This is a genomic window from Rhodococcus sp. NKCM2511 (assembly GCF_014905595.1).
GTDB lineage: Bacteria > Actinomycetota > Actinomycetes > Mycobacteriales > Mycobacteriaceae > Rhodococcoides > Rhodococcoides fascians.
This window is the reverse complement of sequence record NZ_BNHJ02000004.1, coordinates 227,954-243,215: the sequence shown is the minus strand read 5'-3', so window position 1 is coordinate 243,215 and position 15,262 is coordinate 227,954. Positions and strand designations below refer to the sequence as shown.

At 65.1% G+C, this 15,262-nt stretch carries 18 protein-coding genes; 6 read left to right on the top strand and 12 right to left on the bottom strand.

Features of this window, described 5'->3' with window-relative positions; all coding sequences use genetic code 11:
- Positions 1-12: 12 nt before the first annotated feature.
- A complete protein-coding gene (locus tag JLZ96_RS23205) occupies positions 13-324 on the bottom strand; it encodes a hypothetical protein (protein ID WP_045841429.1) in 312 nt (103 codons plus the stop codon).
- A 67-nt stretch (positions 325-391) separates the two neighbouring features.
- Positions 392-925, bottom strand: coding sequence for a CGNR zinc finger domain-containing protein (locus JLZ96_RS23200; RefSeq protein WP_032386031.1), 534 nt, complete (start codon positions 923-925; stop codon positions 392-394).
- 39 nt (positions 926-964) lie between these two features.
- Between JLZ96_RS23200 and JLZ96_RS23195 the strand changes: the two genes are divergently transcribed.
- Positions 965-1,966, top strand: a complete 1,002-nt coding sequence (locus JLZ96_RS23195; RefSeq protein ID WP_032373824.1) for a DMT family transporter — start codon at positions 965-967, stop codon at positions 1,964-1,966.
- 7 nt (positions 1,967-1,973) lie between these two features.
- On the opposite strand, the gene JLZ96_RS23190 is transcribed toward JLZ96_RS23195, so the two are convergent.
- Positions 1,974-2,618: a TetR/AcrR family transcriptional regulator gene (locus tag JLZ96_RS23190; protein WP_201011364.1), complete on the bottom strand. Its 645-nt coding sequence runs from the start codon at positions 2,616-2,618 to the stop codon at positions 1,974-1,976.
- Positions 2,619-2,690: 72 nt separating this feature from the next.
- Between JLZ96_RS23190 and JLZ96_RS23185 the strand changes: the two genes are divergently transcribed.
- From JLZ96_RS23185 to JLZ96_RS23175, 3 genes are read left to right on the top strand one after another with little or no spacing between them, the layout of a single operon-like run.
- Positions 2,691-3,557, top strand: coding sequence for an SDR family oxidoreductase (locus JLZ96_RS23185; protein WP_032364730.1), 867 nt, complete (start codon positions 2,691-2,693; stop codon positions 3,555-3,557).
- Positions 3,558-3,582: 25 nt separating this feature from the next.
- Positions 3,583-5,106, top strand: a complete 1,524-nt coding sequence (locus JLZ96_RS23180; protein WP_201011363.1) for an NAD(P)/FAD-dependent oxidoreductase — start codon at positions 3,583-3,585, stop codon at positions 5,104-5,106.
- A gap of 37 nt (positions 5,107-5,143) precedes the next feature.
- Positions 5,144-5,803 carry an NADPH-dependent F420 reductase gene (locus JLZ96_RS23175; RefSeq protein ID WP_201011362.1) on the top strand — a complete coding sequence of 220 codons (660 nt, stop codon included), beginning with the start codon at positions 5,144-5,146 and terminating at the stop codon, positions 5,801-5,803.
- Positions 5,804-5,817: 14 nt separating this feature from the next.
- On the opposite strand, the gene JLZ96_RS23170 is transcribed toward JLZ96_RS23175, so the two are convergent.
- From JLZ96_RS23170 to JLZ96_RS23150, 5 genes are all read right to left on the bottom strand, one after another.
- Positions 5,818-6,099 (bottom strand): protealysin inhibitor emfourin, encoded by a 282-nt coding sequence (locus JLZ96_RS23170; protein WP_027494430.1) that lies wholly within the window; start codon positions 6,097-6,099, stop codon positions 5,818-5,820.
- A 9-nt stretch (positions 6,100-6,108) separates the two neighbouring features.
- Complete coding sequence (locus tag JLZ96_RS23165; protein WP_048316658.1) at positions 6,109-7,182, bottom strand: M4 family metallopeptidase; 1,074 nt, start codon at positions 7,180-7,182, stop codon at positions 6,109-6,111.
- Between the two features lie 90 nt (positions 7,183-7,272).
- On the bottom strand, positions 7,273-8,022 hold the full coding sequence (surE, locus tag JLZ96_RS23160; protein ID WP_201011361.1) for a 5'/3'-nucleotidase SurE: 750 nt from the start codon (positions 8,020-8,022) through the stop codon (positions 7,273-7,275).
- Complete coding sequence (locus tag JLZ96_RS23155) at positions 8,019-8,972, bottom strand: 1-phosphofructokinase family hexose kinase (RefSeq protein ID WP_201011360.1); 954 nt, start codon at positions 8,970-8,972, stop codon at positions 8,019-8,021. The genes surE and JLZ96_RS23155 overlap by 4 nt, the downstream gene beginning before the upstream one ends.
- 57 nt (positions 8,973-9,029) lie before the next feature.
- A complete protein-coding gene (locus JLZ96_RS23150; protein WP_094715252.1) occupies positions 9,030-10,703 on the bottom strand; it encodes a phospholipase D-like domain-containing protein in 1,674 nt (557 codons plus the stop codon).
- A gap of 54 nt (positions 10,704-10,757) precedes the next feature.
- Between JLZ96_RS23150 and JLZ96_RS23145 the strand changes: the two genes are divergently transcribed.
- Positions 10,758-11,606 carry an aldo/keto reductase gene (locus JLZ96_RS23145; protein WP_201011359.1) on the top strand — a complete coding sequence of 283 codons (849 nt, stop codon included), beginning with the start codon at positions 10,758-10,760 and terminating at the stop codon, positions 11,604-11,606.
- Between the two features lie 72 nt (positions 11,607-11,678).
- Here the strand turns inward: JLZ96_RS23145 and JLZ96_RS23140 are convergent, their stop codons facing one another.
- Positions 11,679-12,317: a 3-oxoacid CoA-transferase subunit B gene (locus tag JLZ96_RS23140; RefSeq protein ID WP_032373830.1), complete on the bottom strand. Its 639-nt coding sequence runs from the start codon at positions 12,315-12,317 to the stop codon at positions 11,679-11,681.
- Positions 12,314-13,075: a CoA transferase subunit A gene (locus JLZ96_RS23135; RefSeq protein WP_032391321.1), complete on the bottom strand. Its 762-nt coding sequence runs from the start codon at positions 13,073-13,075 to the stop codon at positions 12,314-12,316. Before JLZ96_RS23135 ends, JLZ96_RS23140 begins: the two co-directional genes overlap by 4 nt.
- A 141-nt stretch (positions 13,076-13,216) precedes the next feature.
- Between JLZ96_RS23135 and JLZ96_RS23130 the strand changes: the two genes are divergently transcribed.
- On the top strand, positions 13,217-13,999 hold the full coding sequence (locus JLZ96_RS23130; RefSeq protein WP_032373878.1) for an IclR family transcriptional regulator: 783 nt from the start codon (positions 13,217-13,219) through the stop codon (positions 13,997-13,999).
- On the opposite strand, the gene JLZ96_RS23125 is transcribed toward JLZ96_RS23130, so the two are convergent.
- Together JLZ96_RS23125 and JLZ96_RS23120 are read right to left on the bottom strand one after the other, a co-directional pair.
- Positions 13,996-14,250: a hypothetical protein gene (locus JLZ96_RS23125; protein ID WP_032364511.1), complete on the bottom strand. Its 255-nt coding sequence runs from the start codon at positions 14,248-14,250 to the stop codon at positions 13,996-13,998. The two genes, JLZ96_RS23130 and JLZ96_RS23125, sit on opposite strands and share 4 nt — an antisense overlap.
- A gap of 9 nt (positions 14,251-14,259) precedes the next feature.
- Positions 14,260-15,225: an arsenic resistance protein gene (locus tag JLZ96_RS23120; RefSeq protein ID WP_236254217.1), complete on the bottom strand. Its 966-nt coding sequence runs from the start codon at positions 15,223-15,225 to the stop codon at positions 14,260-14,262.
- Positions 15,226-15,262: the final 37 nt, after the last annotated feature.

Sequence of the window (15,262 nt, the reverse complement as noted above, 5' to 3'; positions counted from 1 at the left end):
CGTGCGGCAGTGCTATTCCCGGTGCGGAGTGCGCTCACCGGTGTTCGGGTCCACGTCGAACAGTTGATCGGTGTTGTCGGGGGAGTAGACGACGGTGTCGACTTCCCGCGCGCGTCGTCGGGCACCGTCGCGAACGGCGAAGAACGCGGCTGCGAACAGTACGACCACGGTGATGCCGGCGACGATCGCCCATCCCTCGAAGCCGCCCGCCAGAGCCGCGATCAGACCGCCCGCGGAGGCGATTCCGGCGAAGATCAAGATGACGGCCAGCATGTTCTCGACTGCACGTGCCCAGCTCGTTTTCGAGGGCCTTTTCTCGACCATGGGGATGTTCCTCTCGCTAAGTTCCGTCGCCGAATACCCGAAACCCGGTCGTCTAAGCCCCGCGGTGCTACTGGGCCTTGCGTGCGCGGTACGCGGCGACCGCCGCGCGGTTGCCGCAGGTGGTGCTGCAGAAGCGGCGAGAGCGGTTTCGGGAGAGGTCGAGAACCAGCCCGTTGCAGTCCGGATCGGCGCAGACGTCGAAACGCGAGAGTTCGTCGGCCCGGATGACGTCGATCATGGCCATCGCTGTCTCGACGACGATGCGGGTTGCGAGCGGACTGTCGTCGGCGACGGCATGGATGTGCCAGTCGAGCGTGTCGTGCCGGACAAGTCGGGGCAGGGCCGAGGATTCGGCGAGCAAGCGGTTTACTTCGACCACGGCGTCGTCTCGACTGCTGGTGAGCAGTGATCGCAGGGTCGGACGCAGCGCCCGCACCGCCTCGAGCTCGGCGTCGTCGCCGTCGAACCGTCCGGAGTAGCCCTGGTCGGTGAAGAACTCGGCCAGCTCCTCACGGGTGGTCAGCGTGTCCGGGTTTTCGGCGGAATTGACCAATGCCACGGCGGACAGAAGCGACAGTTCTGCGTCATGAGCAAAAAGCATGTTGACACCTTACCAATTCACTCCCTACTGTCACATGTCATGACGGCTTACACTCATGACGCGCAGGTGGATCGCGCAGCTGCACACGACGCTGCGGCACGGTCGCGTCGACTCTCGGGGCTCGGGTTCGCGCTCCTGTCCGCGGCATCGTTCGGGCTCTCCGGCTCGTTGGCCAAAGGCCTGCTCGATGCCGGCTGGACCGCCGGTGCCGCCGTGACTGCGCGCATCCTGCTCGCGGCAGCGGTGTTGCTGATTCCGTCGATTCTCGCGCTGCGTGGACGCTGGGGCCTGTTGGCCAAGAATTGGAAGCTGCTCGTGGCCTACGGTGCCTTCGCGGTGGCCGGTTGTCAGCTCGCGTTCTTCAACGCCGTCGGCCGAATGGACGTGGGTGTCGCACTGCTCATCGAATTCACCTCGCCCGTAGCCGTCATCGGCTGGATGTGGTTTCGGCACCAGCAGCGTCCGGGTCGGCTGACGCTGGTCGGTGCGCTGTTGGCCGCAATGGGACTGGTGCTCGTGCTCGACCTGATCTCCGGCGCGGACGTCGACAGCGTCGGCGTGCTGTGGGCGCTCGGTGCGATGGCGGGGGCCGCCGTCTACTGGGTGCTCTCCGCCGACGAGAGCAACGGCTTGCCACCGATCGTGCTTGCCGGGGGCGGTCTGCTGGCGGGTGGACTCATTCTGCTCGCCGCCGGGCTGGTCGGTATCGTCCCGTTCGCGGCTCCGCTGACCGACGTCACGTTCGTCGATGCCGTTGTGCCGTGGTGGGTTCCGATCATCGGTCTGGGTGTGGTGACCGCCGCGTTGGCGTACGTGCTCGGAATTGCGGCCGGCCGACGCCTCGGCTCGCGGCTGGCGTCGTTCATGGGTCTGATGGAAGTTGTTGCAGCGCTTGTGTTTGCGTGGCTGCTGCTCGGCCAGGCTCCGGGACCGATCCAATTGGCCGGTGGCGCACTGATTCTGCTCGGTGTCGTCGTCGTCAAATCAGGTGAACGCGTCACCTCGGACGAACCGGTGGAGCCGCTGCAGAGCAGAGCATGACAGCTGCTCAGCCGTCGACGCGTCCGAACACGACGGCGGCCAGGATGGTGTGCGCGCTGGCGATCACGGAGTCGAGAGGTTCGCGTTCGGGGGACAGCAACCATTGCTGAGCAATGGTGAGTACCGCGCCCACCAGGCCCATCGCCAGCGTTTTACGGTTCGGCCCGGCCAGGCCTCGGCTGGACCCTACGGTGTCGGCGACCTGTAGCACCGTCGCCGAGAACGAGGTGGTGGTCTTGCGGTACAACGCGTCGACGGTGGGGGATACGCCGAGGATTTCGACGAAGGCGATACGAGCGGACTTCGGTTGCTCGGCGACGAACGTGAAGAAGCCGGTCAGGGCTCCACGGAGCACCTGTTCGCTGGACTCCGTTTCCGAGCCCGCTCCGGCGAGGATGCTCTCGCGCATAGCGTCGGTGGCGCGGGCGTAGGTGGCCATCAGGAGTTCTTCGCTGTTGGTGAATGACTCGTAGAAGTAGCGCTTGGTCAGCCCCGCTTCGCTGCAGACCTTCTCCACGGTCGCCGTCCGGTACCCGGTGGTGCCGAACACTTCGACGGCGGCATCGAGCAGCCGGGTTCGACGCTCCTGCTGCCGCTGCTGCGGGGGAGCTCCGCGATACGTCCTGCCGACGTCACTGTGATGGGTAGTCACAGACAGATCTTGACACCGCTCGGTATCAGATGCAAAGTGTTCGCAGGAATGCATCTCGATCGAGGGGGAGACATGGCGTCATCGACGCTCCGGAACAAGGTCGTTCTGATCACAGGCGCGGCACGAGGAATCGGTGCCGAGACCGCACGTGCGTTGGCAGGCCGTGGAGCCAAGTTGGTACTCGTCGACGTCGACGAGGCTCCGCTGCGGGAGGTCGCGACGCAGCTGAAGGCCGAGGCGTTCGTCGCCGACGTCCGAAATCTGGACGACATGCAGCGCGCCGTCGACGGCGGCATCGCGGCCTACGGAGGCATCGATCTGGTGCTCGCCAATGCGGGAATCGCCAGCTACGGATCGATCCTGCAGGTGGACCCGGCCACGTTCCAGCGCGTCATGGACATCAACGTGATGGGCGTGTTCAACACCGTCCGCGCTGCCTTGCCGTCGCTGATCGAACGCAACGGCTACATCCTCGTCGTCTCCTCGCTGGCCGCGTTCACCCCGTGCCCCGGCTTGGCCGCGTACAACGCCAGCAAGGCCGCTGCCGAGCATTTCGCCAATGCGCTTCGGCTGGAAGTGAACTACCGAGGAGTCGACGTCGGCTCGGCCCACATGGCCTGGATCGATACCCCGATGGTCCAGGACGCGAAGTCCGATCTCACGGCATTCCAGGATTTGCTCGCGGTACTGCCCGGCCCCCTCGGGAAGACGATGACCGTCGAGCAGTGCGTGGATGCGTTCGTCGACGGCCTGGCCAAGCGCAAGCGCCGCGTCTACGTACCGCGGTGGGTGGGTGCGGCGTCCTGGTTCAAGGCCGTCATCACCTCGCGCGTAGGCGATCGAAGCATGTTGGCGCACGTGCCGACGATCCTGCCCAAGATGGACGAAGAAGTAGCGCGTCTCGGTAGGTCCGAGAGCGCACGCAACAAAATCAGCTGACCCCCCACCGAAGGAATCGTTGCTCATGACTGCCGTACTGACCACCCCCGACGTCGATGTCCTCATCATCGGCGCCGGCCTGTCCGGGATCGGGGCCGCGCGTCACCTCGGGCACGATCTACCCGGGAAGACGTACACCATCCTCGAAAGCCGCGGGGCGATCGGTGGCACCTGGGATCTGTTCCGCTATCCCGGTATTCGCTCCGATTCCGACATGTACACCCTCGGGTACAGCTTCAAGCCGTGGACGGGAGAGAAGTCCATCGCCGACGGTTCCGACATCCGTAACTACATCGTCGAAACCGCACGAGAAGCGGGTGTGGACAAGCACATTCGATACCACCACAAGGTCGTCGCCCTCGAATGGTCGTCCGAGCAGCAGTTCTGGACAGTCACGGCGCAGCGCAGCGACACCGACAGGAGTGGAGCCCGCAGGAACGACCCAAATGAAGCGACCGTCACGATCACCGCGTCGTTCGTGTTCTCCTGCAGTGGTTACTACAACTACGACAAGGGTTTCAGCCCGGAGTTCGTCGGCCAGGAGAACTTCGGTGGGCAGGTGATCCACCCGCAGCACTGGCCCGAGGATCTGGATTACGCGGGCAAGAAGGTCGTCGTCATCGGCAGCGGTGCAACGGCGATCACGCTGGCTCCCAACCTCGCTCGTGAGGCCGAGCACGTGACGTTGCTGCAGCGCTCCCCGAGCTACATCCTCTCGCTCCCCTCGAAGGATCCGATTGCGCAGACACTGCGGAAGCGATTGCCGAAGAAGTTGGCGTACAGCGTGACTCGGCTCAAGAACGTGTCGATGGCCATGTTGATCTTCACGTTGAGCCAGAAGTACCCGGAATTCATGAAGAAGCGGATCCGGAAGATGCAGGAGGGATGGCTGCCGAAGGGGTACGACCTGGACACCCACTTCACCCCGTCGTACAACCCGTGGGATCAGCGCCTGTGCCTGGTGCCCGACAACGATCTGTTCCGCTCGATCCGCAAGGACGAGGTCTCGATCGTCACCGATCACATCGACAGCTTCACCGAGACCGGCCTGAAGTTGAAGTCCGGTCAGCACCTCGACGCCGATATCGTCGTCACTGCAACGGGATTGAACCTGTCCGCACTCGGTGGCGCGACCTTCCGCGTCGACGGTAGAGACGTGGATCTGCCCAGCACCATGGCGTACAAGGGCATGATGCTCACCGGCATCCCCAACTTCGCTTTTGTCGTCGGGTACACCAACGCGTCGTGGACGCTCAAAGCCGACATGGTCTCGAACTACGTCATGCGCCTGCTCGCCCACATGGACGAGAACGGATACAGCACCGTCGAGCTCGAACGCGACCCGACCGTGGACGAAGAGCCGTTCCTCGATTTCGCCGCCGGCTACGTGCTGCGGGCCGTGGACAACTTCCCGAGGCAGGGCAGCGAAACCCCATGGAAGCTGCGGATGAATTACTTCCGTGACCTGCCGGTTCTGCGGTACGGCAAGCTCGTGGACAAGGCGATGAAGTTCGGGCGGCCTCGATCGAAGGTCGCGGTCGCTCCCTGACGGGAATAGATCGAGTCCCTGATCGTTTGTTCCGGACATGAAAATTGGCATCATCGGAAGTGGATTCATCGGTGGAACGCTCGTGCGCCGGTTGACGGCGCTCGGTCACGAGATTCGATTCTCGAACTCACGCGACCCGGAGACTCTGGCGGAGCTGGCGTCGGAAACCGGAGCGACGGCGGTGTGGGCAGCGGACGCGGCGCAGGATGCGGACCTGGTCATCCTCAGCATCCCGCAGAAGAACGTGCCCGACCTCGCCGCCGGTATCGCCGGCTCACGCAAGCCCGGAGCGCCGATCATCGAAACGAACAACTACTACCCGCAGCAGCGCGACGGTCTGATCGAAGACATCGAAGGCGGCACACCCGAGAGCGTATGGGTGTCGCAGCAGCTCGGTGAGCCGGTGATCAAGGCGTTCAACGGAATTTGGTACAAGCACCTGCTCGAGAAGGGTGTTCCTGCCGGAACCGACAAGCGCATCGCGCTGCCGATCGCCGGGGACGACGCAGAGTCGAAGAAGCTGGTGTTCTCGGTGATCGACGAGCTCGGCTTCGATCCGGTCGATGCCGGTTCCCTGGCCGAGTCCTGGCGTCAGCAGCCGGGAACCCCGGTGTACGGCAAGGACTTCGGCGTCGACGACACGGTGAAGGCGTTGGCCGAGGCGTCCCCGGAACGCTCCGCGGAATGGAAAGCTTGAGCCGAGCTGCTGAACTACCTGACGCGACCCTCGCGGAGTGTGCGCTCCGCGAGGTCGCGTAGCGGCCCGGTCAGGGCCGAATCGCCGACCCGGCACGATTGCTCGCCCACCGACACGTTCCACACGAAGGTGTCGCGGGCCTGCGACTCGGCCGGCTCGGGTGGGGGCGGCTCAGCGAGGTACGGGCGCGCAGCCTCGACCAGCGACTGCCATTCCGGCTCGTCGGTCTCGACCACTCCGCGCTTGGACATCCCGGCGATCCCGCCGGTTCGCAGTACCTCGATGCGCAGGCTCATGCCCCTCGATCACACCCGATCGTCGCTCGGCTCCCGTGTTGACTGAACTCCCACGGTAGACCAACCGGTGGCCACGGCCCGTGCGACGTCGGAATCGGCACCGAATCGCTTCTGCGCTGCGAGCAGCGTCGCCGCGGAGAAACCCGCGAAGTCGACCGTCGGTGCCAGACCCCCGACAGTCATGGTGTCGAACCAGACCTGGCCGACGCGGTCCCACGCCGGGCCACCCAAAGTGGTTGCGGCGACGGCGAACGCGCGGTTGGGAATGCCCGAGTTGATGTGCACACCGCCGTCGTCCTCGGTGGTGACGACGAAGTCGTCCATGCTCGCCGGCTGTGGGTCCTTGCCGAGTACATCGTCGTCGTACGCGGTGCCGGGCTCGAGAAGCGAGCGCAGCGCCTTGCCCTGCACCGCGGGCAGGAACAGGCCTTCACCGATCAACCACGACGCGTCCTCGGCGTTCTGCTTCGCGGTGTACTGCTCCACGAGTGCACCGAACACGTCGGAGATGGACTCGTTCAGTGCGCCGGCCTGGTCCTTGTATTCGAGCGGGGTGGTGTACTGCGTGAAACCGTGCGCGAGCTCGTGTGCAATGACGCCCAGAGAAACGGTGAAGCGGGCGAACACCTCTCCGTCACCGTCGCCGAACACCATGCGAGAGCCGTCCCAGAACGCGTTGTCGTAGTCCCGGCCGTAATGCACCGTCGCATCGAGGGGCAGGCCGCTGCCGTCGAGACTCGAGTAGCCGTACACCTCGTCGAAGAACGCATACGTGGCACCGAGACCGTCGTATGCCTCGTCGGTCGCAGCATCGCCGGTGGGATCCTCACCCTCGGCGCGAACCTGCTTACCCGGGAGGTCGCGGGTCGCTTTCGCATCGGAGATGGTGCGTTCGAGGGTTCCGCCGGTCCGCGGTGCGATAGCGGTACGGGCCTGGACGACCTCTCGGCCCGCCCGCATCTCGCGGTCGGCCAGCAGAGTCGCGCGGGCACCGGCTCCCTGCAGACGCTCGAGCAGAAACGGTGGAACTACGCCATGCGAGTGGAGCCTGCGGAACGATCCGGAATCGGTATCTGTCGTCATGTGCGGTGACCCCCTAGGTCCGTGGCATGTGCGGTGATGGTTCCCAGTGTGCCCGAGGGCACCGACACATTCGGCTCCACCGCACCGAGCTCACTCACGCAGCGTCGACAGATCGATACTGTCCACCTCGCTCGGGGGACGCAGCGCGGTGACGGTCGCCCAGCTCCGGGCCAGTAGGGAGGCGTCGGAGTCGTCGTCCTCGGCGTGGATCTCGTCGAACCGGACGGTGACGAAATCTTCTCCGCGATCGCCTATTTCGGCCTGCACCGCGCCGTATCGAGCCAGCGAGGCCGGAACGATCCCGGCGAAATCCGACCGTGGAACGTCGGGAATGTTGACGTTGACGACGGCATCGACGGTCAGGTGCGAGATCATCCATGTCACCGCCAGATGCGCGACGTGTTCGGCGGTGTCCCAGTGCGAGGGCCGGGTGGCGAGCGACGACAGCGCCATGGCGGGAACCCCGTGCGTCAGGGCGGTCAGCGCCGCGCCCACCGTGCCCGAATGCAGTACGGCCGCACCGGTATTGGGGCCGTGATTGATACCGGAGAGGACCACGTCGGGTGGATCGCCGAAGGCCCCTCGGGTGGCGACGAACGCGATGAGGGCCGGTGAGGCCTGTACCGCATACACTTCGACACCGCGCAGCCCTGCGATCTCGGTTCGCTCGATACCGAGGTGGTCGTCGACGCCCATCCCCGTCAACGATGCACTGGCACCGCTGCGTTCCTCGTGGGGAGCGGCCACCACGACGTCGAGGCCGGCGTCGAGCGCGACCCGCGCCAGCAGCGCGATGCCTGCGCTGTCCACACCGTCGTCGTTGGTGATCAGCGCCCTCATTTCTTGCCCGCCTTGCCGTACGGACGCACGTCGACCGATTCGGTGAGTCCGAGAACCAGGTCTTTCCGGCCGCTACCGAGGCCGCGGCGGGTGACGTTGGCGGTGCCCGCGCCGCCGCCCAGGCGGAGCGCCTCCGGCATCGACATTCCCTGGGCGATTCCGGCGGCGATCCCGGCGCTCATCGAATCGCCTGCGCCGTGGTGGTCGACCATCTGTAGACCCGGGGTGACGATCTCGAGCACGTCCCCGTCGACCAACGCCAGGGCGGGGTCTCCCGCTCGGGAGATCACAACCACCTCGGCACCGTCGTCGTGCATCTTTCGCATCGCATCGATCAGGTGCTTCGGGTCCTCGGACTCGGCTCCGCCGTCGGCAATGAGGTCCTCGTGGCTGACCTTGAGCACCGTGAGACCGCCGGCGAGGGCGGCCAGCATGGTGGGTCCCGACAGATCGGCGACCACCGGGACTTTCAGTGCGCGCAGGTCGGCACTCAGCCGCTGGTAGACCTCCGGCGGCACGATGTCGTCGGCGTGCGGACCACCGAGAATTGCGACATCGCTGCGGGCACCGGTGGCCAAAGCTGCGCCGAACAGATCGTCGAGCGCGTGCCTGGCCAGCGGCGGCGGATCGACCGTGGCCAGCACCTCACGCTCTCCGCTACGCCGATCGTGCACGTAGGAACCACTTTCCTGGCCGATATCGACGGAGACGACGGAGATGCCCTCGCTCTCGACGATGCCCCGCAATACGGCACCGATCTCGCCGCCGAACACCCCGGCGAGGGTGACATCGAGACCCAGCACCGACGCCATCCTGGCGATCCAGTGACCCTGACCTCCCGCGTGTACGTGCAGTTCGGTACTGCCGTTGGGGGCAGCGTCGAGGGTCACCGTCAGCAGTGGGGACGGCGCGAAGACGAGCGCGCTCGGTGCGCGAGAGGAGGTGGACATCGTGAGCGAATGCCCGATATGTCAGGTCCGAAACAGCTACAACTCGAAAACGTGGACTCAGAATCGGCGACGCAGGCGCATCCCGATGGGGCGACCGTCGGGGTCGACGAACAACCGGTAGGCGAGTGCGGCAAGTCGCTGCTGCCAGACGGGCGGCACCGTGATCTCGTGCATTCGCAGACGGCCGACGGGCCGGGGCTTCGCGGACGGGTTGCGGTGCCAGTTGTCCAGGGCCGTCGCGCTCGCCGAGACCACGTCGAAGAACTGCTGAGGGTCGACGAGGTCGGCGTCGTCGCCGTCGGCCCGCCCGAGGTGTTCGCGGATCAGTTCGAGTCTCAGGTTGCGCGCGTGGGTTCTGGCGCCGTCGCCGAGGCCTGCTGGGTCGAGCGGTGCCCGATCGTCGCGCTGCTCGTCGACAATGGCCGCGGTCAGCTCCGAATCATGGGTCCAGGAGCGGCGATTGAAGTTGTCCGACCCCACTGCCGCCCACACGTCGTCGATGATGCAGACCTTCGAGTGCACGTATACCGGTATGCCACGGTCGTTCTCGATGTCGAGTACCAATACGCGGTCACCGCCGGCTGCGCGGATGACCCCGAGCGCCGCCGAGTGTCCCAGCAGCGCAGAGGGAATGGTCAAGTTGCTGTCGTCGTCGAGGTGCTTGGGGACCACCACCACCAGCCGCAGGTTCGGCTTGCGGCGCAGTGCCGCGGCGAACACGCGCGCGACGTCGACGGACCACAGATATTGGTCCTCGATGTAGATCAGCTCGGTCGCACGGTCGAGGGCTTTGGCGTATGCGCGGGCCGCGCTGCGCTCGCCTCTCGTCGCGAACGGGTAGGCGGGTCGTCGACGCGGGTAGGTACGCAGCAGCTGAACCGAGCACGTGCCCTGCGGCTCCGGGGCGGCGGCAGCGGGTGGCAACTCCGACGGTTCGCGCGTGACTCCGCGCAGGAAATCGGGAATGGCGTGCCACGGTAGACGCGAGAGCGCCGCGGGATCTTCCCACCGTTCGCGGAAGACGTCCTCCACATCCCGGACTGCGGGGCCCTCGATCTGCACCTGCACGTCGTGCCACGCCGGAATCTCGCCGTACTCGGGCGGGAAGGGGCGCGAGACGGGATCGCCGAAGTGATCGGCGTCGTCGCGTCGAGCACGGGCCAGATCGATACCGCCCACGAAAGCGACGTCGGGCAGATCTTTCCTGCCGTACCGCACGACCACGAACTTCTGATGGTGGCTTCCGGTGACCAGCACGCGCTGGTCCAGAATGACCTCGCCGCCCGCCTCCTCCAGCCGCAGCGCGAGCTTGCGGTTCTTCGGACCGGTGAAACCGAGGGTCTCCATGTGGGAGCGCCACACCATGCCCTTGACGACGCCACCGCGGTGCGCGACGGCGGCCAGCGCATCCTCGACGGTCACGCCGTCGTCGGTGAGCAGCTGCTCCGGGTCCCCGCGCCAATCGGTGAAGAGCACCAGATCGTCGCGCTCGGTCTGCTCGAGGGCCCGTGCGAGTGCCGCGAAGTACGTCTTGCCGTGCACGAGGTTCTCGACGCGATTGCCCTCGGTCCAGGCCGAAATTCGGGTGTCGTCGTTGCCCCGCTCGGGCGCGGTCAGGAACCATGGGTGCCCCGGATCGAAACTGCGCTCGGGAGCTGTCAGAGCAGAGGTGGACCGACCGAATTTCTCGGCAACTCCGTCTACGACGCGCCGGATGCGCTGCACTATCACGATGGCATTGTTCCACCCGGTTTGAAGGCCACAGTGGGCGGGCACCCCGGCGATATGACTCAGGTACCCAACGTCACGCTCAGAAACGGCAAGCAGATTCCCCAGCTCGGTTTCGGCGTCTTTCAGATCGACGCCGACGAGACCGCGAAGGCCGTAGAAACGGCGCTCGAGATCGGCTACCGACACATCGACACCGCGCAGATGTACGGCAACGAGAAGCAGGTCGGCGAGGGCATTCGTAACTCCGGCATCGACCGCGAATCGGTGTTCGTCACCAGCAAGCTCAACAACGGTTTCCACCGGCCCGACGACGCGCGCTCGGCGTTCGACAAGACGCTCAGCGACCTCGGGACCGACTACGTCGATCTCTTCCTCATTCACTGGCCGCTGCCCACCCGGTACGACGGCGACTTCGTCTCCACGTGGAAGACGTTGGAGGAGTTCGCCGCCGACGGCCGGGCCCGCAACATCGGCGTCTCGAACTTCCAGCCCGCTCACCTCGATCGCCTCGCCGAAGAGACCGAGACGGTCCCCGCGGTGAACCAGATCGAGGTGCACCCGTACTTCGTCAACCACGACGTGTGGGCCTACGGTCGCGAGCATGCCATCCCCACCGAGGCGTGGTCGCCGATCGCTCAGGGCAACGTTCTCGACGACGTGGAACTGAAGCGAATCGCCGACGCCACAGGCAAATCCGTCGCACAGGTGGTGCTGCGCTGGCACATTCAGCGTGGCAACATCATCTTCCCGAAGTCGGTGACTCCGGAGCGCGTGAAGGCCAACTTCGACATCTTCGACTTCGAGCTGAGCTCGGCCGACGTCGATGCGATCACTGCACTCGATAAGGGCGAGGAAGGCCGGAACGGTCCGAATCCGGACACGTTCGACATGATTCCGGACTAGAACGTAACACTGTGGGCCCGAACGTCTTCGGACGTTCGGGCCCACAGTGTTGTTCGAACGGCTGTCAGAGCTTCAGTGCTTCAGGGTTGATCCGGTGGCGGCGACGACCTGTTCGGTGGTCACCCCGGGTGCAAGTTCCACCAGCTTCAGCGTGCCGTCGCCGACGACATCGATGACGGCCAGGTTGGTGATGATGCGGTCGACGACGCCCTGGCCGGTCAGCGGCAGGGTGCACGCGTCGAGGATCTTCGGATTGCCGTCGCGGTCGGTGTGTTCCATGACCACTATGACGCGCCTGGCGCCGTGTACCAGGTCCATCGCGCCGCCCATGCCCTTGACCATCTTGCCGGGGACCATCCAGTTGGCGAGGTCGCCGTTACGGGAGACCTGCATGCCGCCGAGAACGGCTGTGTCGATGTGGCCGCCTCGGATCATGCCGAAGCTCAGCGACGAATCGAAGTACGACGCACCGGGATTGACGGTGACGGTCTCCTTGCCGGCATTGATGAGGTTGGCGTCGACCTCGTCCTCGGTGGGGTAGGGGCCGGTGCCGAGGATGCCGTTCTCCGAATGCAGAGTGACGTTCACCTTGTCGGTGAGGTAGCCCGGGATCAGCGTCGGCAAGCCGATGCCGAGGTTGACGTATTCGCCGTCGACCATCTCGGCCGCCGCACGCTCGGCCATCCGGTCTCGGGTCCATCCTGCGGTCATGCTCGAACTCCTGAACTGACGGTGCGCTTTTCGATGCGCTTGTCCTGTGGACCGGTATGTACGACACGTTGGACGAACACTCCGGGGAGATGCACCTGGGCCGGGTCGATTTCGCCGGGCTCGACGAGTTTCTCCACCTGAGCGATGGTGATCCTGCCCGCCATCGCTGCCAGCGGATTGAAGTTCATCGCTGTCTTGTCGAAAACGAGATTGCCTGCGGTGTCGCCGATCTCGGCGTGCACGAGAGCGAAGTCGGCGTTGATCGCCTCCTCTAGCACGTAGCGTTTGTTGCCGAACACCCGTGTTTCCTTGGGTGGTGACTCGATCGAGACGGAACCGTCGACGTTGTAGCGCCACGGCATTCCGCCGTCGGCGATGGGGCTGCCGACCCCGGCGGGGGTGAAGAAAGCGGGTATGCCGGTGCCACCGGCGCGGAGACGTTCGGCGAGCGTGCCCTGCGGTGTCAGCTCCACTTCGAGTTCGCCGGCGAGGTACTGCCGGGCGAACTCCTTGTTCTCGCCGACGTACGACGCAGTGACGCGGCGAATACGTCCGGCTGCCAACAGGATTCCCAATCCGTAGCCGTCGATGCCGCAGTTGTTGGAGAACACCTCCAATTCGTCCGCGTCGGTGTCAGCGATGGCCTCGATGAGGGCATCGGGGATGCCGCACAGGCCGAAGCCGCCGACCGCGATGGTCGCTCCTCTACCGATGTCCGCCACCGCGTCGGCTGCGGAGTCGTAGGTCTTTCCTGTCACGTGAACTCCTGATGTGTTCGTTGAGCAAACGATGGGTCCAGTGAACTCGACCAGCGGGCAACGTGGCTGGTTTGAGAAATTTTGCTCGATTGTCGAACATGAAGTGCGTTGGCGTTCACTCAGCGGACGTACAGTGGTGCGGTGACCGTACTCGATGCCAACGCAGGCGTCATCGCCAAAGTGTGTGCTCTGCTGCGTGCCGCCAGTGCGGCGGAGGCGGCCGGTACCTCGACCACCGAGTTGGCGAGGTCTGCTGGCGTTGCGCGCCCGACGGCGCATCGGCTGTTGACGGAACTGGCCGACGAAGGATTCGTCGACCGCGATACGGCGACCGGACGGTGGGCACTGGGACCGGAAATCTATCTCCTCGGTTCCATGGCCGCATTGCGCTACGACGTCACCGATCAGGCCCGAGATATCGTGCAGGACTTGGCAATGCGGAGCGGCGAGAGCGCGTTCCTGTCCGCGCGTCGAGGTGGCGAGACGGTGTGTCTGCTTCGGGTGGAGGGCAGCTTCCCGCTACGGTCGCATGTGCTGTACGAGGGCATCCGACTACCGCTGGGTGTGGCCTCCGCAGGCTTGGCCGTTCTCGCTCATCTCCCGGACCGCGAGGTCGACGACTACCTCGACGGAGTCGATCTGGTGCCCGAGTGGGGAGCCGATCATTCGGAAACGGCCATTCGCCACCGGATCGAGCTGACGCGGTCCTCGGGCTACGCCGTCAACCCGGCGTTGCTCGTGGAAGGCAGCTGGGGACTGGGAGCAGCGGTGTTCGACCGCGGCCGCAGGCCGGCATGGGCGTTGAGTCTGACCGGTGTGGAAACGAGGTTTCGAGAGGACAGACGTCGGGAGTTGGGAAAGATGCTGCTCGACGCCGCGCATCGGCTCACCCTGCAGGTGGGCACCCGTCCCGATCCGATCTAGCCGTCCAGTTCTTCGAGAATGTCTGCGGCATCCTGACTTCCGCCGGCTGCCAGTCGCTGCAGTTCGTCGCGGTCCTCGCGCTCTCCGGCGCGTTCGACGAGCATGTCGACGGCGTCGCTGTTGCCGGCTGCGGCAAGTGAACGCAGGTCGTCGACGGTGCCCTGCTCCACCAATTCGTCGATCGCGTCCTGGTCACCGCCCGCAGCCCGTGCACGTAGCGCGGTCAGGTCGGATGGCGTGGGTTCGGTCATGTTCGGAGTCTAGGTCGCCGGTGCGAGGCGAGGAACGATTCTGACGTACGCGATCATGCCGATCAGCTCCACCAACGTCTGCGTCACCACGACCACTGCGGCGAGGGAAAGAGCCGGCGGCAGCGCGAGCGCGAGAGGCAGCACCACCAGCGAGTTCCGGGTCGCCCCGGAGAAGATCAAAGCCCGGGTCGCGGGCACGTCCTGGCGGGTGACCCGAGCCGTCGCGAGTCCCACGACGGCCATGACGACCAGAAACGCCACGAAGATCGGCACTGCTGCGATCAGCTGAGATGCCTCGCTGCGGACTGCGTCGACTTGAGATGCGACGACGACTGCGAGGGTCGCCATCATGATCGGCACCATCGCCGCTGCCATGGCGTCCATGATGTGAGTGCCGAGGCGTGTGCGTCGTGCCAACCATTGCGTTGCCGCAGCCGATGTCATTGGCAGCGCGATCAGTAGGACGAACGCCTCGACGAACGGTGCGACGTCGATGATCTTCACCAGGTCGGGTCCGACGAACAACCAGAGATACAGCGGCAAGAACGCGATCTGCAGCAGCATCAGCAACGGAGCAGCGGCGAGAAGTCGTTCCGATGCCGCCCCGGCCAACCCGCTGAAAACGATGACGTAGTCGATGCACGGAGCCAACAGCACCAGAAGTATCCCGACGAGCACCGCTTCGTTACTCGCAACGAACCGGGTCAGTGCGAACACGACGATCGGAACGAGCACGAAATTGAGCACCACGACGCTGAGCAAGAAATTCGTGTCGCGCAGCGATACACCGATGGCGGAGAACGGAACCGCGAGGAACGTCGCGTAGAGCAAGACGATCAGCACCGGATTGATGGCGATCTCGAATGCGGGAGCCGATGCCGGTGCCGCCAACCCGACAACAACTCCGACGGCCAACGCCAGTAGGTACAGCGGGATCTGGAACTTCTCGAGCCACGCCACTGCCGAACCGGTCACGTGGTACTCGTCGATGAAGTGCAGAGGGTGGGCACGT